This window comes from Pseudomonas sp. sp1636 (assembly GCF_030376615.1).
In the GTDB taxonomy this organism is placed as follows: domain Bacteria; phylum Pseudomonadota; class Gammaproteobacteria; order Pseudomonadales; family Pseudomonadaceae; genus Aquipseudomonas.
Map to the genome: position 1 here is coordinate 164,960 of NZ_JARRAB010000001.1, position 26,197 is coordinate 191,156.

Annotated in this window: 24 protein-coding genes; 6 read left to right on the forward strand and 18 right to left on the reverse strand. The window is 63.2% G+C overall.

The genetic code is table 11. The features are described 5' to 3' along the window. Positions 1 to 128: 128 nt before the first annotated feature. Entirely contained in the window at positions 129 to 1,589 is a 1,461-nt protein-coding gene (gene mltF, locus P8H27_RS00765) for a membrane-bound lytic murein transglycosylase MltF (protein ID WP_289634709.1), read from the forward strand. Positions 1,590 to 1,770: 181 nt separating this feature from the next. On the opposite strand, the gene tadA is transcribed toward mltF, so the two are convergent. From tadA to P8H27_RS00790, 5 genes are all read right to left on the reverse strand, one after another. Further along, entirely contained in the window at positions 1,771 to 2,253 is a 483-nt protein-coding gene (gene tadA, locus P8H27_RS00770) for a tRNA adenosine(34) deaminase TadA (RefSeq protein WP_289634710.1), read from the reverse strand. After that, positions 2,253 to 3,620: a multicopper oxidase family protein gene (locus P8H27_RS00775; protein WP_289634711.1), complete on the reverse strand. Its 1,368-nt coding sequence runs from the start codon at positions 3,618 to 3,620 to the stop codon at positions 2,253 to 2,255. Before P8H27_RS00775 ends, tadA begins: the two co-directional genes overlap by 1 nt. 272 nt (positions 3,621 to 3,892) lie before the next feature. Beyond that, positions 3,893 to 5,473 carry a glutamine-hydrolyzing GMP synthase gene (gene guaA / locus P8H27_RS00780; RefSeq protein WP_289634712.1) on the reverse strand — a complete coding sequence of 527 codons (1,581 nt, stop codon included), beginning with the start codon at positions 5,471 to 5,473 and terminating at the stop codon, positions 3,893 to 3,895. A 76-nt stretch (positions 5,474 to 5,549) separates the two neighbouring features. Beyond that, entirely contained in the window at positions 5,550 to 7,019 is a 1,470-nt protein-coding gene (gene guaB / locus P8H27_RS00785) for an IMP dehydrogenase (RefSeq protein ID WP_289634713.1), read from the reverse strand. A gap of 208 nt (positions 7,020 to 7,227) precedes the next feature. Further along, positions 7,228 to 7,779 (reverse strand): sugar ABC transporter ATPase, encoded by a 552-nt coding sequence (locus P8H27_RS00790; RefSeq protein WP_289634714.1) that lies wholly within the window; start codon positions 7,777 to 7,779, stop codon positions 7,228 to 7,230. A gap of 107 nt (positions 7,780 to 7,886) precedes the next feature. Between P8H27_RS00790 and xseA the strand changes: the two genes are divergently transcribed. The 5 genes from xseA (at position 7,887) to leuA (ending at position 14,170) form a co-directional block, all read left to right on the forward strand. Then, entirely contained in the window at positions 7,887 to 9,266 is a 1,380-nt protein-coding gene (gene xseA / locus P8H27_RS00795) for an exodeoxyribonuclease VII large subunit (protein ID WP_289634881.1), read from the forward strand. Positions 9,267 to 9,320: 54 nt separating this feature from the next. Continuing rightward, a complete protein-coding gene (locus P8H27_RS00800; RefSeq protein WP_289634715.1) occupies positions 9,321 to 10,145 on the forward strand; it encodes a M23 family metallopeptidase in 825 nt (274 codons plus the stop codon). 45 nt (positions 10,146 to 10,190) lie between these two features. Further along, positions 10,191 to 10,733: a hydrolase gene (locus tag P8H27_RS00805; RefSeq protein ID WP_289634716.1), complete on the forward strand. Its 543-nt coding sequence runs from the start codon at positions 10,191 to 10,193 to the stop codon at positions 10,731 to 10,733. A gap of 92 nt (positions 10,734 to 10,825) precedes the next feature. Continuing rightward, entirely contained in the window at positions 10,826 to 12,070 is a 1,245-nt protein-coding gene (locus tag P8H27_RS00810; RefSeq protein WP_289634717.1) for a mechanosensitive ion channel family protein, read from the forward strand. 426 nt (positions 12,071 to 12,496) lie between these two features. After that, entirely contained in the window at positions 12,497 to 14,170 is a 1,674-nt protein-coding gene (gene leuA / locus P8H27_RS00815) for a 2-isopropylmalate synthase (RefSeq protein WP_289634718.1), read from the forward strand. 114 nt (positions 14,171 to 14,284) lie between these two features. Here the strand turns inward: leuA and P8H27_RS00820 are convergent, their stop codons facing one another. From P8H27_RS00820 to fdx, 13 genes are all read right to left on the reverse strand, one after another. After that, a complete protein-coding gene (locus P8H27_RS00820; RefSeq protein ID WP_289634719.1) occupies positions 14,285 to 15,076 on the reverse strand; it encodes an amidohydrolase in 792 nt (263 codons plus the stop codon). Further along, positions 15,064 to 16,212, reverse strand: coding sequence for a pyridoxal phosphate-dependent aminotransferase (locus P8H27_RS00825; RefSeq protein ID WP_289634720.1), 1,149 nt, complete (start codon positions 16,210 to 16,212; stop codon positions 15,064 to 15,066). The genes P8H27_RS00820 and P8H27_RS00825 overlap by 13 nt, the downstream gene beginning before the upstream one ends. A gap of 121 nt (positions 16,213 to 16,333) precedes the next feature. Continuing rightward, positions 16,334 to 17,806 carry a ribosome biogenesis GTPase Der gene (gene der / locus P8H27_RS00830; RefSeq protein ID WP_289634721.1) on the reverse strand — a complete coding sequence of 491 codons (1,473 nt, stop codon included), beginning with the start codon at positions 17,804 to 17,806 and terminating at the stop codon, positions 16,334 to 16,336. 128 nt (positions 17,807 to 17,934) lie between these two features. Further along, the gene (bamB, locus tag P8H27_RS00835) at positions 17,935 to 19,086 is read right to left on the reverse strand and encodes an outer membrane protein assembly factor BamB (RefSeq protein ID WP_289634722.1); all 1,152 of its coding nucleotides are present in this window, start codon (positions 19,084 to 19,086) and stop codon (positions 17,935 to 17,937) included. Then, positions 19,079 to 19,723 carry a tetratricopeptide repeat protein gene (locus tag P8H27_RS00840; protein ID WP_289634723.1) on the reverse strand — a complete coding sequence of 215 codons (645 nt, stop codon included), beginning with the start codon at positions 19,721 to 19,723 and terminating at the stop codon, positions 19,079 to 19,081. The genes bamB and P8H27_RS00840 overlap by 8 nt, the downstream gene beginning before the upstream one ends. A 38-nt stretch (positions 19,724 to 19,761) precedes the next feature. Further along, the gene (gene hisS / locus P8H27_RS00845; RefSeq protein ID WP_289634724.1) at positions 19,762 to 21,051 is read right to left on the reverse strand and encodes a histidine--tRNA ligase; all 1,290 of its coding nucleotides are present in this window, start codon (positions 21,049 to 21,051) and stop codon (positions 19,762 to 19,764) included. A gap of 18 nt (positions 21,052 to 21,069) precedes the next feature. Next, entirely contained in the window at positions 21,070 to 22,182 is a 1,113-nt protein-coding gene (gene ispG / locus P8H27_RS00850) for a flavodoxin-dependent (E)-4-hydroxy-3-methylbut-2-enyl-diphosphate synthase (protein ID WP_289634725.1), read from the reverse strand. 1 nt (position 22,183) lies between these two features. Continuing rightward, on the reverse strand, positions 22,184 to 23,158 hold the full coding sequence (locus tag P8H27_RS00855) for a RodZ family helix-turn-helix domain-containing protein (RefSeq protein WP_289634726.1): 975 nt from the start codon (positions 23,156 to 23,158) through the stop codon (positions 22,184 to 22,186). Further along, positions 23,158 to 23,916, reverse strand: coding sequence for a type IV pilus biogenesis/stability protein PilW (pilW, locus tag P8H27_RS00860; RefSeq protein WP_289634727.1), 759 nt, complete (start codon positions 23,914 to 23,916; stop codon positions 23,158 to 23,160). Before pilW ends, P8H27_RS00855 begins: the two co-directional genes overlap by 1 nt. A gap of 13 nt (positions 23,917 to 23,929) precedes the next feature. Continuing rightward, on the reverse strand, positions 23,930 to 25,078 hold the full coding sequence (gene rlmN / locus P8H27_RS00865) for a 23S rRNA (adenine(2503)-C(2))-methyltransferase RlmN (RefSeq protein ID WP_289634728.1): 1,149 nt from the start codon (positions 25,076 to 25,078) through the stop codon (positions 23,930 to 23,932). Between the two features lie 24 nt (positions 25,079 to 25,102). Continuing rightward, entirely contained in the window at positions 25,103 to 25,534 is a 432-nt protein-coding gene (gene ndk / locus P8H27_RS00870; protein WP_238039797.1) for a nucleoside-diphosphate kinase, read from the reverse strand. 100 nt (positions 25,535 to 25,634) lie between these two features. Next, positions 25,635 to 25,835, reverse strand: a complete 201-nt coding sequence (gene iscX, locus P8H27_RS00875; protein ID WP_289634729.1) for a Fe-S cluster assembly protein IscX — start codon at positions 25,833 to 25,835, stop codon at positions 25,635 to 25,637. Positions 25,836 to 25,857: 22 nt separating this feature from the next. Beyond that, positions 25,858 to 26,196 (reverse strand): ISC system 2Fe-2S type ferredoxin, encoded by a 339-nt coding sequence (fdx, locus tag P8H27_RS00880; protein ID WP_289634730.1) that lies wholly within the window; start codon positions 26,194 to 26,196, stop codon positions 25,858 to 25,860. Between the last annotated feature and the right edge of the window lies 1 nt (position 26,197).

Sequence of the window (26,197 nt, forward strand, 5' to 3'; positions counted from 1 at the left end):
GGAAGGGGTGTACTTTGAGGCCGTGCATTCTAGCCTAAAGCGCTCGCCGCGACACCCGTGACGGTGCCGGAACTGTCGCCTGCACTGCCAAGATATGGTGAGCAGCACGCTTTGCGTATACTGCGCCCATGTTTGCTCAATCTGCGTTCCGTACACGCTGTGCCAACTGGCTGTCGGCGATCGGGATCCTCCTACTGCTCATCAGTTGCGCTGAAGAACCCAGCGCGCTCGAGCGCGTCAAGGCGGAGGGTGTACTGCGGGTGATCACTCGCAACAGCCCGGCCACCTACTTCCAGGATCGCAACGGCGAAACCGGCTTCGAGTACGAACTGGTCAAACGCTTTGCCGACGACCTGGGCCTGGAACTGCAAATCGAGACCGCCGACAACCTCGACGAACTGTTTGCCAGCCTCGCCAAGAAAAATGGCCCGGTGCTGGCCGCCGCCGGCCTGGTAGAAAGCGACGGACGGCAGCAGGTCGCCCGTTTCTCCCTGCCTTATCTGGAAGTCACCCCACAAATCATCTACCGCGATGGCCAACGGCGCCCCACTCGCCCGGACGACCTGCTCGGCAAACGCATCCTGGTACTCAAGGGCAGCAGCCACGCCGAGCAATTGGCCCAATTGAAGGTCGAGCTGCCGGAACTGAACTACCAAGAGTCGGCTGCGGTGGAAGTGGTCGACCTGCTGCGCATGGTCGACGAAGGGCAAATCGACCTGACCCTGGTCGACTCCAACGAACTGGCGATGAACCAGGTGTACTTCCCCAACGTGCGAGTGGCCTTCGACCTCGGCGACTCGCAAAGCCTGGCCTGGGCCGTCGCCCCCGGCGCCGACAACAGCCTGCTCGAGGAGATCAACCGCTTTCTCGAGCGCGCGCAGCAGAACGGCAGCCTGCAACGCCTGAAGGAGCGCTATTACGGCCACGTCGACGTGCTGGGTTACGTCGGCGCCTATACGTTCGCCAAGCACCTGCAGCAACGCCTGCCCCGTTACGAGAAGGATTTCCGCCAGGCGGCGCAGACCAATCAGGTCGACTGGCGCCTGCTCGCCGCCATGGGCTATCAGGAATCACTCTGGCAACCGTCTGCCACCTCGAAAACCGGAGTGCGCGGCCTGATGATGCTGACCCTGCGCACCGCCCAGGCCATGGGCGTGTCCAACCGCCTCGACCCCAAGCAGAGCATCGATGGCGGCGCCAAATACATCGTCCAGGTGAAACAACAGTTGCCCGAGAGCATCCAGGAGCCGGATCGTACCTGGTTCGCCCTGGCCGCCTACAACGTCGGCGGCGGCCACCTGGAAGATGCGCGCAAGCTCACCGAGGCCGAGGGCCTGAACCCGAACAAATGGCTGGATGTGCAGAAGATCCTGCCGCGCCTGGCGCAAAAGCAGTGGTACAGCAAGACCCGCTACGGCTATGCCCGTGGCGGCGAACCGGTGCATTTCGTGCGCAACATCCGCCGCTATTACGACATCCTCACCTGGGTCACCCAGCCGCAGCTGGAAGGCAGCCAAATGGCCGCCAGCAACCTGCACACGCCCGGGGTAAACAAGACGCCACCCCGGGAAGAGCTGCCGCCACTGTAACGCGAGCCGATCGCCTCACCTGCTCGACCTGCCCAATTGCTCTACCGATCCGCAGGATGGCCTTGAGCGCATCGAAGCGCATCCGCTTCGATGTGGAGCAAATCCGAGGAGCACCTCAGCCGTCCATCGTCGCCCGGATTGCGCTTAAGCTTATTCAGCGGGCTGCGGGAAAAGACGGCCTCTAGCGCGTTGCGCGCCGGGTCTTGAAGAACGCACTGAGCAGCGCAGCGCACTCCTCGGCCAACACCCCGCCCTCGATCAGCACCCGATGATTGAGAAACGCCTGGCTGAAGAACTCGCCACGACTCAGCGCCACCCCGGCCTTGGGCTCGGTGGCGCCATACACCACCCGCTGAATCCGCGCGTGTACGATCAGCCCGGCGCACATGCTGCACGGCTCCAGGGTCACATACAGGGTGCTGCCCGGCAGACGGTAGTTGTCGACGGCCTGCGCCGCCGCACGGATCGCCACCATCTCGGCATGGGCGCTGGGGTCATGCGTGGAAATCGGGCAGTTGAAGCCGCGCCCGATGATCGCATCATCCTGCACCAGCACCGCGCCGACCGGCACCTCGCCCAAGGCCGCGCCCTCGGCGGCCAGGGCCAGGGCCTCGCGCATGAAGTGCGCGTCGCGGCTGCGGTCGATGATCTTTGGCTGGCGCATCAGGCCACCTCGATCGCGGCCATCAGGCCGGTTTCCATATGGTCGATGACATGGCAATGGAACATCCAGATGCCTGGGTTATCCGCGACGAAGGCGATTCGCGCGACCTCATTCTTGCCCAATAAATAGGTGTCGGTGAAATACGGGATGATCTTCTTGCGGTTCGAGTCGAGCACCTTGAACGACAGCCCGTGCAGGTGGATCGGGTGCAGGTACTGGGCCATGTTGCGCAGCTCGAAGATATAGTGACCGTCCTTCTTCAGGCTGGCGATGGGCCGATCCGCGCAGGTTTTGTCATTGATGTCCCAGGCCTGGCCGTTGATCTGCCAATACTTGGCCGGACCCTTGTCGTCCACACCAGCCAGCTTCGCCGACCACTCGAAGTTGAAACGCAGGGTCTCGGCCCGCGCCAGATCGGGCTCCGCCACCGGATTGCGCGGCAGCCGCGCCGGCCAGTCGCCCGCGCGCTCAGGCGTCGCCGTGCTCTTCAGGGTGGCCAGGCGCAGCGGCCCGTTGCGCAGCGACAGCTCCTGGCCAGCCGCCGGTACGCGAACCGCCAGATCGATACGCATGCCAGGCCCCAACCAGTACTCCTTGCCCAGCGCGCGCGGCTCGATCGGGTGACCGTCCAGCGCATACAAGCGCGCATCGGCGCCCGGCAAATTGAGCTTATAAGTAACCGTGTTATCCAGATTCAATAACCGCAGTCGTACCACCTGCCCCGCTGGCAGCTGCAAAACCGGGGCAGGCTTGCCATTGATAGTCGTCAGCCGCCCGCGCGTACCTTCACGCGCCGCCTCGCGCGGCACACTGAAGGCGCTGAAGGCACCCTGCTCGTCGATGTGCCAGGTCTTCAGACTCAGCGTGCGCTCATGCCTGAACCCGCTCGGTTCGCGCTCCTCGACGATCAGCGGGCCGACCAGCCCGCGGCCCAGTTGCCCGGCGCTGGACAGGTGCGGGTGGTACCAGAAGTTGCCGGCGTCTTCGGTCTTGAAGCGGTAGTCGAAATACTCGCCCGGCAGCACCGGCAACTGCGAGATGTAGGGCACACCGTCCATTTCCAGCGGCAGGCGGATGCCATGCCAATGAATGGTGCTCGGCTCGTCCAGATGATTGATAAAACGCACCCGCAACCAGTCGCCCTGGCGCGCACGAATCTCCACGCCCGGCGCCTGCCCACCATAGGCCCAGGCCGGAGTCATGTGCCCGGGCACCAGCTCGATATCCTGTGGTGCAGCGATCAATTCGTAGTCGTGGGTCGCCGCATTCTGCGGGCGCCCCAGCCAGTAGCGTACGCCGCCGGTACCCAGCCCTACGGCGGTCAAACCAAGCAGGCCACCGAGAAGTTGTCGACGTGTAAATGACATGGGTACAGACACCTCTAGATAGGGGGACTTTCTAGAACAACACGCTGGGCCCATCGGGAAAGCAAGGTAGGCATGTAATAGCCGGCCTCTGACGGATCGGCTTTTTAGAAGCTTTCAAAATCAAACAGGCGACGCCGAAAAAGGGTTACTGGGCTAAGGCCAGGCAAAGCGCCCCGGAGCTTTTAAGCGCAGCGTACTGCAGTACGCGAGCATTAAAAGCGAGGACGCAACGCCTGCATGGCCGACGACCGGGAAGCCGTCCCGCTAACGCATCATTCCCACTCGATGGTCGCCGGCGGCTTGCTCGACACGTCGTAGGTGACCCGGGAGATGCCTTCGATTTCGTTGATGATCCGGTTGGACACCTTCTCCAGCAATTCGTAGGGCAGGTGCGCCCAGCGCGCGGTCATGAAGTCGATGGTTTCCACCGCGCGCAGGGCGACGACCCAGGCGTAGCGACGGCCGTCGCCGACCACCCCGACCGACTTGACCGGCTGGAACACCACGAAGGCCTGACTGGTCTTGTGGTACCAGTCGAAGTTGCGCAGCTCTTCGATGAAGATGTGGTCGGCGCGGCGCAGAATGTCCGCGTATTCCTTCTTCACCTCGCCGAGGATGCGCACGCCCAGACCCGGGCCCGGGAACGGGTGGCGGTAGACCATGTCGTAAGGCAGGCCCAGCTCCAGGCCGATACGCCGCACTTCGTCCTTGAACAGTTCGCGCAATGGCTCGACCAGCTTGAGGTTCATCTCCTCCGGCAGGCCGCCGACATTGTGGTGCGACTTGATCACGTGGGCCTTGCCGGTCTTGGCGCCGGCCGACTCGATCACGTCCGGGTAGATGGTGCCCTGGGCGAGGAATTTGATGTTGTCCAGCTTGCTGGCTTCGGCATCGAACACATCGATAAAGGTGCGGCCGATGATCTTGCGCTTCTTCTCCGGATCGGCTTCGCCGGCCAGGTTGCCGAGGAACTGCTCCTCGGCATTGGCGCGGATCACCTTGACCCCCATGTTCTCGGCAAACATGGCCATCACCTGCTCGCCTTCGTGCAGGCGCAACAGGCCGTTGTCGACGAACACGCAGGTCAACTGGTCGCCGATCGCCTTGTGCAGCAAAGCCGCGACCACGGAAGAGTCGACCCCGCCGGACAAACCCAGCAGCACATTGGCGCTGCCGACCTGGGCACGCACCTGGGCAATCGCGTCTTCGACGATATTCGACGGCGTCCACAACGCCTGGCAACCGGCGATTTCCAGGACGAAGCGCGAGAGGATGCGTCCGCCCTGCTTGGTGTGGGTCACCTCGGGATGGAACTGCACGCCGTAGTAGCCGCGGTGGTCGTCGCTCATGGCGGCAATCGGGCAGCTCGGGGTGCTGGCGAGGATATGGAAGCCCTCGGGCATGGCGGTGACCTTGTCGCCGTGGCTCATCCACACGTCCAGGCCGAACACGCCGTCGTCGTCGACATGGTCTTCGATGCCGGCCAGCAGGCGGCCCTTGCCGACCACATCGACGCGGGCGTAGCCGAACTCGCGCACATCCGAGCCCTGCACCTTGCCGCCGAGCTGCTCGGCCATGGTCTGCATGCCGTAGCAGATACCCAACACCGGCACGCCGAGGTCGAATACCGCATGCGGCGCGCGCGGGCTGTCGGCCTCATGCACCGACTCCGGGCCACCGGCGAGGATGATCCCGCGCGGCGCGAAGGCGCGGATGTCCTCGTTGCTCATGTCGTACGGATGCAGTTCGCAATACACCCCAATCTCGCGCACGCGGCGGGCGATCAGCTGGGTGTACTGGGAGCCGAAGTCGAGGATCAGGATGCGGTGGGCGTGAATATCTTGGTGAGCCATGGCCGTCTCTCGTAGCGGAATTCACAAATGACAAGGGGCTGCAGAACAGCCCCATGTCGATTCAATGCGATGGATCTCAGCCCACGCGATAGTTCGGGGCTTCCTTGGTGATCTGCACATCATGCACATGCGACTCGGCCATGCCGGCGCCAGTGATGCGCACGAACTCGGGCTTGGTGCGCATTTCTTCGACAGTGGCGCAACCGGTGTAACCCATGGACGCGCGCAGGCCGCCCATCAGTTGATGGACGATGGCCGCCATCGCGCCCTTGTAGGGTACGCGTCCCTCGATGCCTTCCGGCACCAGCTTCTCGGCACCGGCGGAGGAGTCCTGGAAGTAACGATCCGAGGAACCCTGGGCCTGGGACATGGCGCCCAGCGAACCCATGCCGCGGTAAGCCTTGTAGGAACGGCCCTGGAACAGCTCGACTTCGCCCGGCGCTTCTTCGGTACCGGCCAGCATCGAGCCGATCATGACGCAAGAGGCACCCGCGACTACGGCCTTGGACAGATCGCCGGAGAAGCGGATACCGCCGTCGGCGATCAGCGGCACACCAGTGCCTTGCAGCGCGGCGGCGACATTGGCCACCGCGGAAATCTGCGGCACACCCACCCCGGCAACGATGCGCGTGGTGCAGATCGAGCCCGGGCCGATACCGACCTTGACCGCATCGGCGCCAGCTTCGACCAGGGCCTTGGCGGCATCGCCGGTGGCGATGTTGCCGCCGATCACCTGGACTTCGGGGAAGTTCTGCTTGACCCAACGCACCCGGTCGATCACACCTTTGGAATGACCGTGGGCGGTGTCGACAATGATCACATCGACGCCGGCCGCCGCCAGGGCGGCTACGCGGTCACCGGTATCGGCACCGGTACCGACCGCCGCGCCGACGCGCAGACGACCCTGATCGTCCTTGCTGGCCAGCGGATAGGCCTTGGCCTTCTCGATATCGTTGACGGTCATCATGCCCTTGAGGCGGAACTGACCGTCGACGATCAGCACCCGCTCGATGCGGTGCCTGTGCAGCAGTTCGCGCACCACCTGGGTGTCTTCGCCTTCCTTGACCGTGACCAGACGCTCTTTGGGCGTCATCACTTCGCGCACCTTGGCGGCCATGTTGGTCTCGAAGCGCACGTCGCGACTGGTGACGATGCCGACCAGATCGCCGTGGTGCAGCACTGGCACGCCGGAAATATTGTTCTGCCGGGTCAGGTCGAACAGGTCGCCCACAGTGGCGTCGGCCTCGATGGTGATCGGATCCTTGACCACACCGGACTCGTAGCGCTTGACCTTGCGTACCTCGGCAGCCTGCTGCTCGATGGTCATGTTCTTGTGGATGATGCCGATGCCGCCTTCCTGCGCCATGGCAATCGCCAGACGGGCTTCGGTCACGGTATCCATGGCAGCAGAGAGCAACGGAATATTCAGTTCGATGCCGCGGGTCAGGCGAGTCTTGAGGCTGACATCCTTCGGCAGAACTTCGGAATAACCAGGAATAAGTAGAACGTCGTCGAAGGTTAGAGCTTCTTGACTGATACGCAGCATGGCGGGGGCTCCCGGACGGGAAAATTGGAAGCGCGCCATTATACTCAGAGGTTGTTAAAAAATCGAGCGCCGCAGCGGGCGTTTGGAGGCGGTCGCAGTAGGCGAGAGTTTTCTCACAAACTCTCAGGCAAGCCCCTGCACTCATGCAAACAATCGGCCGCGATGCCGCGCCCTGTCGCAGCCAGCGCCCGCGCCTGCCAAGCAGGCGTTACAGTTTGACCTCAACCACGGACAGCGGATAATCCAGCCGCTCGGCGAATTCGTCGAGAAAACTCTGCTTAAAAGCCGCCTCGGCCCAGTTATTGAAGATAAACCCCAGATTGGAAAAGCCGCAGGGCTGCAGAAACAGGAAGCCGTTGATGTCGTCTTCATGCCCGCATAGCGGACAGAGGAAGGTGTCGGTATGGCCGGGCATCCATTCCTCCAGACGGTCGAACAGCTCCACGCCAACCTCCTGGCGGCACTGCGGACAACCGGCCTCCTCGAGAAAGTCGTGCAGCGGGGTGAAGATGCAGCGCTTGGAGACGATCTCCAGGCCATGGACTGGCCGGTCGAACGGCAGCAGCGCCGGCTCTTCGACCACCCGCCGGGCACCCGGGGCAATGCCATAGGCCAGCTTGTTGAAGGTGCGGCCGCAGGTGCTTAGCTGCGCCTCAATGACATCCTGCTGCACCAGCCAGCGCACAATCGCCCGCGCCCTGGCCTCATGCCCGGAGAAGCTGGAGATTTTCGGCACTATGATGGCTTGCTGTTCGTTCATGAAAAGACTCTGGCCCGAGGTAATAGCCGCGCAGCTTAATGGCCCGGCGCCGCCGGTCAAGGCAAACGGCCTATGGTCGGCCCGGCAAAGCCTTTATCATGCCGGGCATGATCAAAGACCCGTTCCAACGCCTGAACCTCGACCGCGAAGTGCTCAGCGTCAGCCAGTTGAATAACCGCGCACGCCTGCTGCTGGAGGATGTGTTTTCCGGTATCTGGGTCGAGGGGGAAATCTCCAACCTGGCCAAGCCGGCTTCCGGGCATATCTACTTCACCCTCAAGGATAGTCAGGCCCAGGTGCGCTGCGCGCTGTTCCGACAGAACGCGGCCAAAGTCCGTCAGGCCTTGCGCGACGGCCTGGCGGTCAAGGTGCGCGGCAAGGTTTCGCTGTTCGAAGGACGCGGCGATTACCAGTTGATTCTCGACAGCGTCGAGCCGGCCGGCGACGGCGCCCTGCGCCTGGCCTTCGAAGCGCTGAAGGACAAACTCGGCGCCGAGGGTCTGTTCGCCAGCGAGCGCAAAGCCGCCCTGCCGGCCCACCCCAAGCGCATCGGCATCGTCAGTTCGCCGACCGGCGCGGTAATCCGCGACATCATCAGCGTGTTCCGCCGCCGCGCCCCGCAGGTCGCCCTGACCCTGATCCCCACTGCCGTACAGGGCCGCGAAGCCAGCGCGCAGATCATCCGCGCCCTGCAACTGGCCGACCGCCAGGGCTTCGACGCGCTGATCCTGGCCCGCGGCGGCGGCTCCCTGGAAGACCTCTGGTGCTTCAACGAAGAGCCGGTGGCCCGCGCCATCGCCGCCTGCGTCACCCCCATCGTCAGCGCGGTGGGCCACGAAACCGACGTGTCCATCGCCGATTTCGTCGCCGACGTGCGCGCGCCCACCCCCTCGGCCGCCGCCGAACTGCTGGCCCCCGACAGCAGCGAACTGGTGCAGCGCTTGCACAGCCTGCAGCGCCGCCTGGTCATGCGCATGCACAACCGCCTGGAGCGCGAACGCCTGCGCCTGGACGGTTTGAGCCGGCGCCTGCGCCACCCCGGCGAGCGCCTGCGCCAGCACGCCCAGCGCCTGGACGACCTGGAGATGCGCCTGGCGCGCGCCTGCGAGCGCCAGTTGAACATTCGCCGCGAACGCCTGGCGCGCCTGCACACCCGCCTGGCCGGCCAGCATCCCGAGCGCACGTTGCAACTGCTGCGCCAGCGCCTGGGCAGCCTCGCCGAGCGCCTGCCACGGGCCATGCGCGAAGGCCTGAAACAACGCCGTTTGCAACTGCAAAGCCAGGTGCAGACCCTGCAGGCGGTCAGCCCGCTGGCCACCCTCGGCCGCGGCTACAGCATCCTCCTCGACGAGCGCGGCCGGGCCGTGCGCCGCGCCGCCGACACCCACACCGGCCAACGCCTGAAAGCACGCCTGGGCGAGGGCGAGCTGGACGTGCGGGTCGAGGACAACCACGTGCAGCCGGCGACCCTGTCGTTGCTGGACTGATCGATCATCAGGTGGATGAGCACAACGGCATCCACCCTACAGCCGGGATAGCCCATGCGATTAATTGCCTTGTTAGCCAGCCTTTGCCTCGCCCTGCCCGTGCAGGCCGAAGGTTTTATCAGCCGCCTGCTCAACCAGCCGATACCCGGCGGCGTCGCCGTGCTCGACCTCGGCACCGCCGCCAGCGCACCCCGCGCCACTTTCCAAGGCAAACCGCTGCTGGTGATTCGCGAGGACGGCCAGCGCTGGATCGCCATCGTCGGCCTGCCCCTGACAACCAAACCCGGCCCTCAGCAGATCGAGGTGAACGACGCCCGGAGCCTGAGCTTCCAGGTCGGCGGCAAGCACTACGCCGAGCAGCGCATCACCCTCAAGAACCCGCAGCAGGTCAACCCGAACGCCGCCAACCTCAAGCGCATCGAGCGCGAACTGGCCGAGCAAACCCGCGCCTACCAGCAGTTCAGTGCCCGCCAGCCGAGCAACCTGCTGTTCGACAAGCCCGTCAGCGGGCCATTGTCCAGCCCCTTCGGCCTGCGCCGCTTCTTCAATGGCGAGGAGCGCAACCCGCATTCCGGCCTGGACTTCGCCGCCAAGCGCGGTACCCCGATCCAGGCGCCGGCGGCAGGACGGGTCATCCTGATCGGCGACTACTTCTTCAACGGCAAGACCGTATTCGTCGACCACGGCCAGGGCCTGATCAGCATGTTCTGCCACCTCTCGGAGGTCGGCGTCAAAGTCGGCGACGAACTGCCGCGCGGCGGCGTGCTCGGCAAGGTCGGCGCCACCGGCCGCGCCACCGGGCCGCATTTGCACTGGAACGTCAGCCTGAATGATGCGCGGATCGACCCGGCCATTTTCATCGGGGCCTTCAAACCCTGAAACATGGCCGTGCTCCAGTGACTTACCCATAACGAGGGACTGTTGATGCGAATCAAAGCCGAGACTTCAACCCTGCTGCTCATCGACATTCAGGCCCGCCTGTTTCCGGTCATCCATGACCGCGCCACACTGGCCGAACATGCCTTGTGGTTGCAGCAGGTGGCGCAGCGCATCGGCGTGCCCGTGCTGCTCACCGAACAGTACAGCAAGGGCCTGGGGCAGACGATCGCGTCCTTGCGCGATGGCCACCCGGCTTCGGCCATCATCGAGAAACTGCATTTTTCTGCAGTCAGCGAAGGCGAACTGTTCCAGCGTCCCGGCGGCGAACGCGCGCAGTTCGTGGTGTGCGGCAGCGAAGCGCACGTCTGCGTGTTGCAGACCGTACTCGACCTGCTCGTCCAGGGCCGCCAGGTGTTCGTGGTGGCGGAGGCCGTCGGCTCGCGCCAGGCCTCGGACAAGGCGCTGGCCCTGGCGCGCATGCAGCAAGCCGGCGCCAGCATCGTGTCGCGAGAGATGGTCGCCTTCGAATGGCTGGAGCAGGCCGGCAACCCGCTGTTTCGCGAGGTGAGCAAGGCGTTCATTCGCTGAACGCGCCAGCACCCCCCTGCATCCTGAACACCGCGGACTGCCAGGCATGCACCGACGCATGCCGGCCTACCCGTGTAACCCGGAGTTGAAACATGCGTAACCCATTCAACGGCTGGCTCGACTGGCTGAACGCCCAGCCAGCACTGCAAACCCTGGCCTTCTCCGCACTGCTGGTCGTCGCCGCCTGGCTATCCAACTGGCTGGTCAAGCGCATTCTCGTGCGCGCCCTGTGCCGCCTGATCGACGCTACCGCCCTGGGGCGCAATGCGCAGAACCTCGATAACGAACTGATCAAGCGCCTGGCCAATATAGTGCCGGTGCTGATTCTCTCCGCCGGTGTCGGCCTGGTGCCGCATCTGCCAGACGCCCTGGTGACGGTGACCCGCAACGTCTGCAGCGCCTTTATCGTGCTGACCGTCGCTTTGGCCTTGAGCACCCTGCTGGACATTGCCAACACGCTCTACCACCTGCGCCGCGATGCCCACCTACGGCCGATCAAGGGTTACCTGCAGGTGTTGAAGATCGCGGTGTTCGCCGTGGCGGCGATCCTGATGGTCGCCACCCTGCTCGACCGCTCGCCGCTGATCCTGCTATCCGGCCTTGGCGCCATGGCGGCCGTGTTGATGTTGATCTTCCAGGACACTTTGTTGTCGCTGGTGGCCAGCGTGCAGATCACCTCCAGCGACATCATCCGCGTCGGCGACTGGATAGAAATGCCGCAACTGAATGCCGATGGCGACGTGATCGACATCGCCCTGCACACGGTCAAGGTGCAGAACTGGGACAAGACCATCACCAGCATCCCGACCAAGCGCTTTATCAGCGACCCGTTCAAGAACTGGCGCGGCATGCAGGAATGTGGCGGCCGGCGGATCAAGCGCAGCCTGTACCTCGACCAGACCAGCATCGGCTTCCTCGACGCCGAGGCCATTGCCCGCCTGCAGCGCGTCAGCCTGCTCAGGCAATACCTCAAGCTCAAGCACAGCGAACTGCTCAGCTGGAACAGCGCCCTGGCCGAAGACGCCCAGGAACCGGCCAACACCCGGCGCATCACCAATATCGGCACCTTCCGCGCCTACGTGGAACATTACCTGCGCCAGCACCCGCAGCTTAACCAGAACATGACCCAACTGGTGCGCCAGCTCAGCCCGACGGCCGACGGCCTGCCGCTGGAGCTCTATTGCTTCACCAACACCATTGCCTGGGGCAGTTACGAGGGCATCCAGGCGGATATTTTCGACCACCTGCTGGCGATCCTGCCCGAGTTCGGCCTGCGCGTGTTCCAACACCCCAGTGGGGCGGACATGCGCGCATGGCATGGCGGATCGCCGGTCTGAGGTGCCGGTGTGATTGCGCCGCCCGCAAGGCGCAATCACACCGCGCAATTAATCCAAATTCCAATCCGTCATAACGCAATAAAAAATCACATAAACAAGCCACACGCGCTTTATCACCAATTTTTCAGCAATGCTTGCCAGCTTTAGCCCCGCTGGTTAGGGTTGGCGCCATGAACGCTAACCGCACCCTCTTCCTGCTGCGCCAACAGCCAAGACCCACAGGGATGTGGGAAATGCCGCTAGCCCGCCGGCGACCCCATGGATGGGGGAGGTAGGAAAAACGCCGGGAGCGTTTTCGAGAGCGGGCGCGGCCCTCTGCCTGGTCGGCCAGCGACTGCGTGGCTGATTCCTTACGCCAACGCCCCGTCCCATTTCTCAGATTCAGCCCGGCCCGCCGCGTGCGACCGTAGCTAAAAGGAACTTCAGATGAGCATGCTCAAAGACCCGTCCAGCAAGTACCGCGCCTTCCCGGCCATCGACCTGCCGGATCGCACCTGGCCGTCGAAAACCATCAGCGAGGTGCCGATCTGGTGCAGCTCGGATCTGCGCGACGGCAACCAGTCGCTGATCGAGCCGATGGACGCGGCGAAGAAGATGCGCTTCTTCAAGACCCTGGTGCAGGTCGGCATCAAGCAGATCGAAGTGGGCTTCCCCTCGGCCTCGCAGACCGACTTCGATTTCGTCCGCGAGCTGATCGAAGGCGGGCACATCCCCGAGGACACCACCATTCAGGTACTGACCCAGGCCCGCGAAGACCTGATCAGCCGCACCTTCGAGTCGCTCAAGGGCGCGAAGAAAGCCATCGTCCACGTCTACAACGCCACCGCGCCCTCGTTCCGGCGTATCGTCTTCAACCAGGACAAGGCCGGGGTGGTGGGCATCGCGGTGAATGCGGCGCGGATCATCAAGGATCTGGCCGCGCAGCAGCCGAACACCCAATGGACGTTCCAGTACTCGCCGGAGATTTTCACCTCCACCGAACTGGCGTTCGCCGTGGAAGTCTGCGACGCGGTGCTCGACGTCTGGCAGCCGACCCCAGAGAACAAGGCGATTCTCAACCTGCCGGCCACCGTGGAAGTGGCCACGCCCAACGTCTACGCCGACCAGATCGAATGGTTCGGCCGCCATATCGGCCGCCGCGACAGCGTGCTGATCAGCCTGCACACCCACAACGACCGCGGCACCGGCGTGGCCGCCAGCGAACTGGGGCTGATGGCCGGCGCCGACCGGGTCGAAGGCTGCCTGTTCGGCAACGGCGAGCGCACCGGCAACGTCGACCTGGTCAACCTGGCGCTGAACCTCTACACCCAGGGCATCCACCCAGGCCTGGACTTCTCCGACATCGACAACGTGCGCAAGGTGGTCGAGGAGTGCAACCAGATCCCGGTGCACCCGCGCCACCCCTATGTCGGCGACCTGGTGCACACCGCGTTTTCCGGCTCGCACCAGGATGCGATCCGCAAGGGCTTCAGCCAACAGGATCCGAACGGCGTCTGGGAAGTGCCCTACCTGCCGATCGATCCGGCCGACATCGGCCGCAGCTACGAGGCGGTGATCCGGGTCAACAGCCAATCGGGCAAGGGCGGCATCAGCTACCTGCTCGAGCAGGAATACGGCATCTGCCTGCCGCGGCGCATGCAGATCGAATTCAGCCAGGTGGTGCAGAAGGAAACCGACCGCCTCGGTCTGGAAATGAGTGCCGAGCAGATCTATCGCCTGCTCGACCGCGAGTACCTGCAAGCCATTACCCCTTATGCGCTGAAGGGCCATCGCCTGCAGGAGGAGAACGGTACCAGCGCGGTCGACGTCGAAGTGCTCAGCGAGGGCGAAAGCCAGCACTGGCGCGGCATCGGCAAGGGCCCGCTGGAGGCCCTGGTCGCCGGCTTGCCGGTGGCCGTGGAAATCATGGACTACAGCGAGCACGCGATCGGCGCCGGCACCAACGCTAAGGCCGCGGCCTACCTCGAGCTGCGGGTCAACGGTGGTCGCGCGCTACACGGCGTCGGCATCGACGAGAACCTGACCACGGCGAGCTTCCGCGCCCTGTTCAGCGCCTTGAACCGCGCCCTGACCCAGGCCGAGGCGCAAGAAGCGGCCTGACGCAGACCGCAACGGCAGAACGCCGGACATTGCCCGGCGTTTGCTTATCCGTAGCCCGGATGCAATCCGGGAGCGTTGGAATGAGCGCTATCGCTGCCCCGGATTGCATCCGGGCTACGTGATCGCGAAGTCATCCGCATCCAGATAGGCCGGGAAGCGCTCGCGGTAGGCGGCCAATTCGCTGGCCCTGAGCGTCACCCGGAACACCCCGGCAGCCGCTCCGGCATTGAGCAAGGCTTCACCCTGGAAATCCAGAACCTGAGTGTCTCCGCTGTAGGGGTGCCCTTTGCCATCCTCGCCGATGCGGTTCACCGCCGCCACATAACACAGGTTTTCGATCGCCCGCGCCGGCAGCAGGCGGTTCCAGTGCTGCCGCCGCGCCGCCGGCCAGTTGGCGGTGTACAGCAGCAGATCGGTGCCGTGCGGGTCGCGGCTCCACAGCGGGAAACGCAGGTCGTAGCAGATCAGCGGGCGGATCTGCCAGCCCTTCAGCGCCAACAGCAGCTGCTTGTCTCCCGCCGCGTAGTGCCGGTGTTCGCCGGCCATGCGGAACAGATGGCGCTTGTCGTAGTGCGCCACGGAACCATCCGGGCGCGCCCAGAGCAGCCGATTGCGGTAACTGCCATCGGCCGCCTGGATGATCAGGCTGCCGGTCACCACTGCATCGATGCGCTTGGCTTGCTCGCTCAGCCACATGCTGGTCGGGCCATTCTCCGGCTCGGCCAGGGCCACGGAGTCCATGCAGAAGCCGGTGCTGAACATCTCCGGCAGCACGATCAGGTCGGCACCGCGGGCCTGCTCCAGCAAGGCCTGAAAATGCGTGCGATTGGCTTCGGGGTCTTGCCAGGCCAGTTCGGTCTGGATCAGCGCCAGCTCAAGGTCGGGCAATTGGTTTATATCGCGCATAGTTTTTCCGCCGCCTGGGCCAGGGTTTCCTCGCGCTTGGCGAAGCACAAGCGCAGCAGGCGTAGATCCTTGGGCGGCTGTTGGTAGAACACCGACACCGGAATGCTCGCCACCCCGTGCTCGCGGGTCAGCCACTCGGCCATCGCCAGATCATCCAGGTCATCGCGAATCGCCGAGTAGTCGACCAACTGGAAATAGCTGCCGGCGGCGCGGCTGAACGTGAAGCGCGACCCCGCCAGCAGATCGCAGAACAGGTCGCGCTTGGCCTGGTAAAAGGCCGGCAACTGTTCGACATGCTCGGGGTGCTCAGCCATGAAATCGGCCAGCGCCCATTGCAGCGGGGTGACGCCGCAGAAACTGACGTACTGGTGCACCTTGCGCAACTCCGCACTCAAGGCCGGCGGCGCCACCACATAGCCGGTCTTCCAGCCGGTGACGTGATAGGTCTTGCCGAACGAGCTGACCACCAAGGCACGCCGGTACAGCTCCTCATGGGCCAGCACGCTGGCATGCCTGGCCCCGTCGAACACCAGGTGTTCGTAGACCTCGTCGCTGAGCAGGTAGAGGTCGCGTTCGCGGATCAGCGCCGCCAACTGCTCCAGCTCGACCGTCGAGATCAAGGCGCCACTGGGGTTGTGCGGGCTGTTGAGGATGATCAGGCGGGTCTTGTCGCTCAGCGCAGCGGTCAAGGCCTGCCAATCGATGGCAAAGCCGGGCAAGGCCAGCGGCACATGCACGCAACGCCCGCCGGCCAGCTCCACCGCAGGTTCGTAGCTGTCGTAACAGGGGTCGAAAACGATGACTTCATCGCCTGGCCGGATCAGCGCCTGGATCGCACAGAAGATCGCCTGGGTCGCCCCCGGGGTGATAGTGATCTCAGTGTCGGCGCTGACGCTGCGGCCGTAACTGCGCGCGATCTTCGCCGCCACCTGCTCGCGCAACGCCGGCAGGCCGGTCATGGGCGCGTACTGGTTATGGCCGGCGGCAATGTGCCGGCCGACCGCCTCGCGCAAGGCCTGCGGGCCATCGAAATCGGGAAAGCCCTGGGACAGGTTGAGCGCCCCGGTTTCCACGGCGAGCTGCGACATGCGGGTGAAGATGGTGGTACCGACGTTGGGCAATTTGCTGATGATCATCGATGACGATATCCCTGGATCAAGCGCCGGGCGTGAGCGCTACTGATGCGGCAGGATAGCCCAACCCCCGGAAAGGCAAAAGGCACCCGCAGGTGCCTTTATAGAGCGTCAGGTTACAGATTCAACGCTTGTCCTTGCGCTTCTTCTCGGCCTTCTTGTGGTGGCTCATCAGGCGGCGCTTCTTGTTCACCTGGCGGTCGGTGAGGGTGTTCTTGTTGCCCTCGTAGGGGTTCTCGCCGCCCTTGAACTCGATGCGGATCGGCGTGCCGACCAGTTTGAGCACGCGCCTGTAGGTGTTTTCCAGGTAGCGCACATAGGACTTGGGCACCGCCTCGACCTGGTTGCCGTGGATCACGATCAGCGGCGGGTTGGCGCCACCGAGGTGGGCATAGCGCAGCTTGATCCGGCGGTTTTGCACCATGGGCGGCGCGTGATCGCTCACAGCGTCTTCGAGAATCTGGGTCAGGCGGTTGGTCGGCCAGCGGGTGATGGCCGACTTGAACGAGTCCTGCACCGATTTGTACAGATGACCGACGCCGGTGCCGTGCAGGGCCGAGATGAAGTGGATGTCGGCGAAGTCGACGAAGAACAACCGGCGTTGCAGCTCGGTCTTCACGTAGTCGCGTTCGCTGGGCTCCATGCCGTCCCACTTGTTCAGGGCGATGACCAGGGCGCGGCCGCTTTCCAGGACGAAGCCGAGCAGGTTGAGGTCGTGGTCGACCACCCCTTCGCGGGCATCCATGACGAATACCACCACGTTGGAGTCCTGGATCGCCTGCAGGGTCTTGACCACCGAGAACTTTTCCACCGCCTCGAAGATCTTGCCGCGACGGCGCACGCCGGCGGTGTCGATCAGGGTGTACTTCTCGCCGTCGCGCTCGAACGGAATATAGATGCTGTCGCGGGTGGTGCCGGCCTGGTCATAGACGATGACCCGGTCTTCGCCGAGCATGCGGTTGACCAGGGTCGACTTGCCGACGTTGGGCCGACCGATGATCGCCAGCTTGATCCCGTCTTTCTCGCTCGGTCCGGGAATGCGCTTGGCTTCCTGACCTTCCAGCACTTCCTCTTCTTCCTCGCCTTCCGGCAGCTCAGTTTCATCCTTGGGGAAGGAGCCCAGCACGGCTTCGAGCATCTGGGTGATGCCGCGGCCATGGGCACCGGCAATCGCCAGGGCTTCGCCCATGCCCATGGAGGCGAACTCGGCACGCGCCAGATCCGGATCGAGGTTGTCGACCTTGTTGATCACCAGAAAGCTGTGCTTGTTGCGCTTGCGCAGGTGCTCGCCAATCATCAGATCCGAGGCCGACAATCCGGCACGGGCGTCGACCATGAACAGTACGGCATCGGCCTCTTCGATGGCGTGCAACGACTGCTCGGCCATCTTCGCGTCGATGCCCTCTTCGTCACCGGAGATACCGCCGGTGTCGATGACGATATAGGTTCGCCCCTGCCACTTGGCCTCGCCGTATTGACGATCACGGGTCAGACCGGACAGGTCGCCGACAATCGCGTCGCGGCTTTTGGTCAAGCGGTTGAATAGGGTGGACTTGCCGACGTTAGGGCGGCCCACCAGGGCAATTACGGGAACCATTAGGCTCTCCACTTCGTTATTTCAAAAAATACAAAAGCCGCTGCATGGGCAGCGGCCGGAATTCACAGCGCGGAGTGACTAGCTGCACAGCCTTGCCGTGCAGCATCGCCACGCCCGCTAGCGGTGGGTCACTTGATGGTCAGCGCGACCAGTTTGCCACCATTACCGAATGCATACAGCCAGGCGCCGACCACCAGCGGACGAGCGCGCAGGCCATCGCTATCGATGCGCTCACGACCGACGAAACGTCCATCCACCTGACTGATCAGGTGCAGGTAACCTTCCAGATCGCCGAAGGCGATGTAGCTGGAGAACACTTCCGGCGCCGACAGTTGACGACGCGCCAAGGCATCGTTGCTCCACAGCGCCGAGGACGAACGCTCGTCGATGCCCTCTACCGTGCCGTTGGCCAGGCTGACATAGACGTTGCCGAAACCCTGGGCCACTCCGACCGAACTTGAGGCTTCACGTTGCCACAGCACCCGTCCGCTTTCCATATCCAGCGCCGCCACACGGCCCTGATAGCTGACCACATACAGGTTGCCGCCTGACAGCAGCAGGCCGCCGTCGATATCCACCACGCGCTCAAGCTCGGAGCGTCCTTGCGGAATCGCCACGCGCTGCTCCCAAACCGGGATACCGCGCTGGGCATCGAGGGCAATCACCTTGCCACTGGACAGGCCGGCAATCGCCAGGCGATTGGTCAGCACCGGGCTGCCGGTGCCACGCAGGGTCAGCACGGCCGGGGTGTTTTCAAACAGCCAGCGCTGGCTGCCGGTGTCGGCATCCAGAGCGATCAGCCGATCGTCCTGGGTCTGCACCAGCACGATGTCGCCGTTGATCGCCGGCGCCGCCAGCACTTCGCTGGTCACCCGCGCACGCCATTTTTCTTCGCCGGAGCTGGCATCGAGGGCAATGATCTCGCCTTTCAACGTGCCGACAACCACCAGGCCGTAACCGGCAGCCACGGCACCCGAAACCGGCAGATCCAGCTCTTCTTTCCAGATCACCTTGCCGGTCATGCGGTCGAGCGCCATGACCAGGCCTTCGACATCGGCCGCGTAAATGCTGTCGCCCTCGACAGCGGGCACCAGCATGTTGAAGGTTTCGCCCTGACCTTCACCGATCGAACGACTCCACTCCTTCTGCAGCACCACTTCTTTTTCGAAGTCAGGCAGATCGGCGGGCGGTAATTCCTTTTTACTGTTGCTGCTGCAACCCACAGCCAAAACGGCCAGGGCCAGCAGTGCGGCATTTTTCCAACGCATCACGTCACGCATCCCCTTTGGCCAAATCGTCGAGCTTCATTTGCAGGCCGCCCACGGCGGCCTCTTCGGCCAGCGCCGCCTTGGCTTTTACATAGGCGGCATAGGCCTCATCGCTGCGCCCCAGCTTCACCAGCAGGTCGCCTTTGAGTTCTTCGCGGCTGGCGAGATAGGCTTGATCGGCATCGCCCTCGAGCAGCTTGAGCGCCTCTTCGGTCTTGTCCTGCGCGGCCAGCACACGGGCCAGACGCTGACGGGCCAATTCGGCCAGGGTGTCGTCCACCGGCTGATCGACAATCGCTTGCAACTCGGCCGCGGCATCGTCCAGCTTGCCGGATTCGACCGCGACCTTGGCGACGAACAGGCTGCCGTACTGGGCATAATGACTGCCGGCAAAATCGCGCTTGAGCGCATTGGCCAGTTCGGCGACCTTGGCCGGATCGGGCTGACCACTCGGGTTCAGCGCGCTTTCCAGCAATTGCTGATAAGCCATCGAAGCGCCATGAGCCTGGCCGGCCTGGTATTTCTGCCAGCCCTGCCAGCCAAACACCAGCACCAGCGCCAAGGCGCTGCCGGTGAGCAATGGTTTGCCGTTGCGCTGCCACCAGTCCCTGATTACCGCCAGCTCTTCTTCATCGGTACGCGAAACCACCCCAGATACTCCTATTCGCTAAATCGCTTAACAGCCTGTCAGGCCTGCAAGGCACAGGTCGCCAAATGGTCGGCCAATGCCGTCCAGGCGATACTTTGTTGTTCACCCTGGCCCCGCAGCGGCTTGCAACCTACCACCTGCCGGGCCAGTTCGTCTTCACCCATGACCAAGGCGTAAAGCGCACCGCTCTTGTCGGCCTTCTTCAGTTGACTCTTGAAACTGCCCGAGCCGGCATTGACCTGCAAGCGCAGCGCCGGCAGGCGATCGCGCAGGCGCTCGGCCAAGGCCAGCGCCGCCAATTCCGCCGGCTCGCCCAGGGCGCACAGGTAGACATCGACCTGCCGGGCGATTTCTGCCGGTACTTTATCCAGGGTTTCGATCAGCAGCACCAGGCGTTCGATGCCCATGGCGAAACCCACGCCCGGCGTCGGTTTGCCGCCCATCTGTTCGACCAGGCCATCGTAGCGACCGCCAGCGCAGACCGTGCCCTGGGCACCGAGCCGATCGGTCACCCACTCGAACACGGTCTTGCTGTAGTAATCCAGGCCACGCACCAGCTTGGGATTGATCACATAAGGCACGCCAGCCGCATCCAGGCGCGCCTTGAGGCCGTCGAAATGCACCTGCGATTCGTCGTCCAGGTAATCGGCTAGCTTCGGCGCGTCGGCCAGCAACGCCTGGGTCTCCGGCGACTTGCTGTCGAGCACGCGCAGCGGGTTGCTGGTCAGGCGCCGGCGACTGTCTTCGTCGAGCTGCTCGGCACGCGCCGTGAGGTACTCGACCAGGGCTTCGCGATAGACCGCCCGCGCCGCGCTGGTGCCCAGACTGTTCAGTTCCAGGCTGACCGCATCGCGAATACCGAGCAACTCCCACAGGCGCCAGGTCAGGATGATCAGCTCGGCGTCGATATCCGGGCCGTCGATATTGAACACTTCCACGCCGATCTGGTGGAACTGGCGGTAGCGCCCCTTCTGCGGCCGCTCGTGACGGAACATCGGCCCGATATACCAGAGTTTCTGGGTCTGCCCGCCGCCGGCCAGGCCGTGTTCGAGCACGGCGCGCACGCAGGCGGCAGTGCCTTCCGGACGTAGGGTCAGGGAGTCGCCGTTGCGATCCGCGAAGGTGTACATCTCTTTTTCGACGATGTCGGTCACTTCGCCGATCGAGCGTTTGAACAGCTCGGTGAACTCGACGATCGGCATGCGGATTTGCCGGTAGCCATAGCCATCCAGCAGACGCGCCACGCGGTCTTCGAAGTAACGCCAGAGCGGAGTTTGCTCGGGCAGAATGTCGTTCATGCCACGGATGGCTTGCAGGGACTTGCTCAATTCATTTCCTTAACAGGGTTAGCTGCGCACGATAACCGCGGCGTCAGCGGCGACCTTCTCGGCCGCCTTCTGGCGGATCAGCTTTTCCAGCTCATCCACCAGGTGGTCGTTGTTCAGTTTCTGCGCCGGCTTGCCATCGATATAGATCAGGTTGCTCGGCGCGCCGCCAGTCAGACCGATGTCCGCTTCCTTGGCTTCGCCCGGGCCGTTGACCACACAACCGATCACCGCGACGTCCAGCGGCACCAGCAGATCTTCCAGGCGGCCCTCGAGGTCGTTCATGGTCTTGACCACATCGAAATTCTGCCGCGAGCAGCTCGGACAGGCGATGAAGTTGATCCCGCGCGAACGCAGACGCAGCGACTTGAGAATATCGAAGCCGACCTTGATCTCTTCCACCGGGTCGGCGGCCAGGGAGATGCGGATGGTATCGCCAATCCCCTCGGCCAGCAGCATACCCAGCCCCACCGCCGACTTCACCGTGCCCGAACGCAGGCCACCGGCCTCGGTGATGCCCAGGTGCAAGGGTTGCTCGATCTGCTTGGCCAGCAGGCGATAGGCCTCCACCGCCATGAACACATCGGAGGCTTTGACGCTGACCTTGAAGTCGGGGAAATTCAAACGATCCAGATGCTCGACATGGCGCAGCGCCGATTCGACCAGAGCTTCAGGGGTCGGCTCGCCGTATTTTTTCTGCAGGTCTTTTTCCAGCGAACCGGCGTTGACCCCGATGCGAATCGAAATACCGCGATCGCGCGCCGCCTCGACCACGGCCTTGACCCGGTCGGCACGGCCGATATTACCCGGGTTGATGCGCAGGCAATCGACGCCCAGCTCGGCCACCCGCAGGGCGATCTGATAATCGAAGTGAATATCCGCCACCAGCGGCAGGCTGACCTGCTGCTTGATCCGGCCAAAAGCTTCGGCAGCGTCCATGTCCGGCACCGAGATGCGCACGATATCCGCACCGGCGTCTTGCAGGCGCCGAACCTGGGCCACGGTTGCCGCCACATCGTTGGTATCGGTGTTGGTCATGCTCTGCACGGCGATGGGCGCATCGCCGCCCACCGGCACCGAGCCAACCCAGATCTTGCGCGTCAGGCGACGTTTGATCGGCGATTCACCATGCATGTTACTGACCACCCAACTTTATGCGTGCGGTTTCACCCGTGGTAAAGGGCGCCAGGTCGACGGCCTGGCCGTTGTAATTCACTTGCGCGCCCCGGGCAAAGCCCAGGCGCAACTCCAGCGGCGCCTGGCCGGCCAGCTGCAATGCCTCGCCCTTACGCTTGAGCGCACTGAACAGCACCTTGCCACTGGCATCGGTCACTTGCGTCCAGCAGTCGGCGCTAAAGCTGACACTTAGCAGGCCCTCGCCGGCAGCGACGGCCAGCGACTCGGCAGCGTTGGCCGGCGCGGGGCTGACGGCTTCCGTGGCGCCAGCCGGTTCGGCCTGCACCACGGCTGCAGCCGGTTCAGCCGCCGCAACAACTGCCGGCTCTGCAGCGCCGTCCAATTCAGGCTCTGTTGCTGCTTCGGCGGTGACGGGCGCCAGGTTCAGCTCAGTCGCCCCCTGGGCCGCCAGCACCGCCTGGTCTTCAGGCTCATCCAGAGGATGAATCTGGGTCGTACCATCGGCACCGTCCACTTCAACCTGCTCGAGGCTGGTTACCGCCGACTCGCCGGCATGCCGTGCGGTCTGCTCTTGCCACCAGTAAAAACCGACGCCAGCCAGCACCACCAGCAAGGCAAAACTGACGAAACGCAGAATGCTCTGCGAATAACGCACCGGCTCCTCGATATGGCCCAGGCTGTGCACATCACTGCCCACGGCGTCACTGCCAGTGAACTGGTCGAACTCCAGCACCAGACGACTCTGATCCATGTCCAGGAGTTTTGCATAAGCGCGCACATAGCCACGGGCAAAGGTGTTGCCCGGCAACTTGTCGAAAGCCCCGGCTTCGATCTGACTCAGGCGCAGCGGCGTCAGGTTGAGCTGGGCGGCCACTTCCTCGACGGCCCAGCCCTTGCTCTCGCGGGCCTCGCGCAGCGACTCGCCGGGATTGACGCGCTGGGCAGTTACAACTTCAGGGTGCGCCGCTTTCATCATTGCTCCGACCGATATTGCTGATATTCCGGCGTGCCGGGATAAAGACGCTTCAATTGCAGGCCCAGGCTGGCTGCCGTGTCGCGATCCTCGAAGATGCTCGCCAGACGGGCGCCGAGCAACAGGCTACGCGCATTCTGCTCGGCCAGCAGGCTGTAGCTATCGTAATAGCCGCGAGCCGGCACATATTGTTTGTCCTCGTAGGACAGCACGGCCATCTCCAGCAGCGCCCGAGGCTGGCGACTGTTGAGGCGCAGCGAGCGCTCGAAGTAGGCTTTCGCCTGCTCACGCCGATTGAGTTTCATGGCGGTCAAACCGAGGTTCTCGAACACCCGCGAACGCTCGGGGTAAAGGTTGTCCTGGGAGGCCTGCTGATAACTGCTGAAGGCCTCCTGGTAGCGTTTCTGCTCGAACAGAAAGCCAGCGTAGTTATTCAACAGCCGGGCATCACCCCGGCGTTGCGACAACGCCTCGCGGTAGTGCTCATCGGCCAGTTTGTATTCCATTTCTTGCTGGAACACCAGCGCCAGGGCCGCATGTGCATCGGCACTGGAAGGGTCGAGGTCGAGGGCTTTTTTCAGCGGCACCTTGGCACGCTCGCCGGCACCTTGCTGCAGATAGCCAATGCCTAACTGGATGTAGGCATCACGGGCCTGATCGCGTCCCTTATCGGTTCTCATCGGGTCGATATCGCCAGTCGACACACAGCCGGCCAACAGGCTGGCGATTAACAAGAACAGCGCTGGGCGCAGGGTCATGGGTATCCTCTCTTCAAGTTCGATCGGCGGCGGAACGCGGCGTATCGGCCTCGCTACTCAATTCACGCACGGCAATGTAGCGTTCGCTACGACGGGTACGATCCATGACCTGGCCGACCAACTGGCCGCAAGCAGCATCGATGTCTTCCCCGCGGGTGGTGCGCACGGTGACATTGTGCCCGGCTTTATGCAGCAGATCCTGGAAACGGCGAATGGCATTGTTGCTCGGCCGCTCGTAACCCGAATGAGGGAAGGGATTAAACGGGATTAAATTGATCTTGCAAGGCACATCTTTGAGAAGTGCGATCATCTGCTCAGCATGTTCGGGCTTATCGTTGACATCCTTGAGCAGGGTGTACTCGATGGTCAGCACACGCTTCTCACCGAGACGCGCGACATAACGCTGGCAGGCCGCCAGCAACATCGCCAGCGGGTACTTCTTGTTGATCGGCACCAACTGGTTGCGCAGCGCATCGTTCGGCGCATGCAACGACAGCGCCAGGGAGACATCGATGACTTCGCCCAGCTTGTCGATCATCGGCACCACGCCCGAGGTGGACAGGGTCACCTTGCGCTTGGAGATGCCATAACCGAGGTCGTCCATCATGATCTGCATGGCGGCGACCACATTGTCGAAGTTCAGCAACGGCTCGCCCATGCCCATCATCACCACATTGGTGATGGCGCGGTCGACCTTGGCGGGCACGCTGCCAAACGACTTGTTGGCGATCCACACCTGGCCGATCACTTCGGCGGCCGTCAGATCGCTATTGAAACCCTGTTTACCGGTGGAGCAGAAGCTGCAATCCAGGGCGCAACCGGCCTGCGACGAAACGCACAGAGTGCCGCGCGAACCTTGCGGGATGTACACGGTTTCCACACAACTGCCCGACGCCACCCGCACCACCCACTTGCGCGTGCCATCGGTGGAAATATCTTCGCTGACCACTTCCGGGCCGCGGATCTCGGCACAGGCCTTGAGCTTCTCGCGCAAGGCCTTGCTGACGTTGCTCATGGCGTCGAAATCATCGACGCCAAAGTGGTGAATCCACTTCATCAACTGACCGGCACGGAAACGCTTCTCCCCGATGTCCTCGAAGAACTGTTCCATTTCTGCCTGGGTCAGACCCAGCAGATTGATTTTGCCGACAGCATCAGTCATGGCTTCACCCTCGCACGCGTCGCCTTAGCGAATGCGCGCGCACACCTCGGTAGCGGAGAAGAAGTAGGCGATTTCACGGGCGGCGGACGCCTCGGAATCGGAACCGTGCACCGCGTTCTCGTCGATGGATACGGCGAAATCGGCACGAATGGTGCCGGCAGCCGCTTCTTTCGGGTTGGTCGCGCCCATCAGCTCACGGTTCTTGGCGATGGCATCTTCGCCTTCCAGCACCTGAACGATAACCGGGCCCGAGACCATGAAAGCGACCAGATCCTTGAAGAAACCGCGCTCGCTGTGCTCGGCGTAAAAGCCGCCGGCTTCGCGCTCGGACAGCTGTACCATTTTCGAGGCGACGACGCGCAGGCCAGCCTTTTCGAAGCGGCTAACGATCTCGCCGATAACGTTCTTGGCAACAGCGTCGGGCTTAATGATGGAGAAAGTACGTTGAACAGCCATGTGGAACTCCAGAAACAAGAATTAAAGCGAAAAATTAAACCCGCGAATTATACGCGGGTTCCGGTTAAATGCGTAGGGCAGCGCCGCTGCGGCGCCCCGATCAGTCGATCTCGTCGATCCAGGCCGCCTGAATGGCTTCAAGCACTTTCTCGCCGCCACGCTGCGGATCGTCCGAGAAATCCGGCAATGCCAGCACCCAGCGATGCAGATCGACAAAATTGACGAAATGCGGATCGACGTCAGGCTTGCTTTCCGCCAACTGGATCGCGATCTCCAGCACATCGGCCCATTTGAGACTCATGACCTGCTCCTTTGCCGAGTTCTCAGTGCCCTTCGGACACTTGATTGATGGTGTACTTGGGGATCTCTACCACCAGATCCTGCTCGGCCACCACGGCCTGGCAAGACAGCCGCGAATTAGGCTCCAGCCCCCAAGCCTTGTCCAGCATATCGTCTTCCAGTTCATCGGATGGTTCCATGGACGCAAAGCCTTCCCGAACCACCACGTGACAGGTGGTGCAGGCACAGGACTTCTCGCAGGCATGTTCGATGTCGATACCATTGCGCAGCGCGACATTGAGCACGGTTTCGCCCGGCTGCGCTTCGAGCACCATCCCTTCAGGGCAGTGGTCGGCGTTGGGCAGAAAGATCACCTGCGGCATG

Coding starts and splice junctions, on each gene's coding strand:
- leuA (WP_289634718.1), top strand. CDS start 12,497: ATGAGCATGCTCAAAGACCCGTCCAGCAAGTACCGCGCCTTCCCGGCC.
- P8H27_RS00810 (WP_289634717.1), top strand. CDS start 10,826: ATGCGTAACCCATTCAACGGCTGGCTCGACTGGCTGAACGCCCAGCCA.
- der (WP_289634721.1), bottom strand. CDS start 17,806: ATGGTTCCCGTAATTGCCCTGGTGGGCCGCCCTAACGTCGGCAAGTCC.
- P8H27_RS00855 (WP_289634726.1), bottom strand. CDS start 23,158: ATGAAAGCGGCGCACCCTGAAGTTGTAACTGCCCAGCGCGTCAATCCC.
- rlmN (WP_289634728.1), bottom strand. CDS start 25,078: ATGACTGATGCTGTCGGCAAAATCAATCTGCTGGGTCTGACCCAGGCA.
- guaB (WP_289634713.1), bottom strand. CDS start 7,019: ATGCTGCGTATCAGTCAAGAAGCTCTAACCTTCGACGACGTTCTACTT.
- fdx (WP_289634730.1), bottom strand. CDS start 26,196: ATGCCGCAGGTGATCTTTCTGCCCAACGCCGACCACTGCCCTGAAGGG.
- ndk (WP_238039797.1), bottom strand. CDS start 25,534: ATGGCTGTTCAACGTACTTTCTCCATCATTAAGCCCGACGCTGTTGCC.
- tadA (WP_289634710.1), bottom strand. CDS start 2,253: ATGCGCCAGCCAAAGATCATCGACCGCAGCCGCGACGCGCACTTCATG.
- iscX (WP_289634729.1), bottom strand. CDS start 25,835: ATGAGTCTCAAATGGGCCGATGTGCTGGAGATCGCGATCCAGTTGGCG.
- bamB (WP_289634722.1), bottom strand. CDS start 19,086: ATGCGTGACGTGATGCGTTGGAAAAATGCCGCACTGCTGGCCCTGGCC.
- pilW (WP_289634727.1), bottom strand. CDS start 23,916: ATGACCCTGCGCCCAGCGCTGTTCTTGTTAATCGCCAGCCTGTTGGCC.
- P8H27_RS00805 (WP_289634716.1), top strand. CDS start 10,191: ATGCGAATCAAAGCCGAGACTTCAACCCTGCTGCTCATCGACATTCAG.
- P8H27_RS00800 (WP_289634715.1), top strand. CDS start 9,321: ATGCGATTAATTGCCTTGTTAGCCAGCCTTTGCCTCGCCCTGCCCGTG.
- xseA (WP_289634881.1), top strand. CDS start 7,887: ATGATCAAAGACCCGTTCCAACGCCTGAACCTCGACCGCGAAGTGCTC.
- P8H27_RS00820 (WP_289634719.1), bottom strand. CDS start 15,076: ATGCGCGATATAAACCAATTGCCCGACCTTGAGCTGGCGCTGATCCAG.
- P8H27_RS00825 (WP_289634720.1), bottom strand. CDS start 16,212: ATGATCATCAGCAAATTGCCCAACGTCGGTACCACCATCTTCACCCGC.
- P8H27_RS00790 (WP_289634714.1), bottom strand. CDS start 7,779: ATGAACGAACAGCAAGCCATCATAGTGCCGAAAATCTCCAGCTTCTCC.
- guaA (WP_289634712.1), bottom strand. CDS start 5,473: ATGGCTCACCAAGATATTCACGCCCACCGCATCCTGATCCTCGACTTC.
- ispG (WP_289634725.1), bottom strand. CDS start 22,182: ATGCATGGTGAATCGCCGATCAAACGTCGCCTGACGCGCAAGATCTGG.
- mltF (WP_289634709.1), top strand. CDS start 129: ATGTTTGCTCAATCTGCGTTCCGTACACGCTGTGCCAACTGGCTGTCG.
- P8H27_RS00775 (WP_289634711.1), bottom strand. CDS start 3,620: ATGTCATTTACACGTCGACAACTTCTCGGTGGCCTGCTTGGTTTGACC.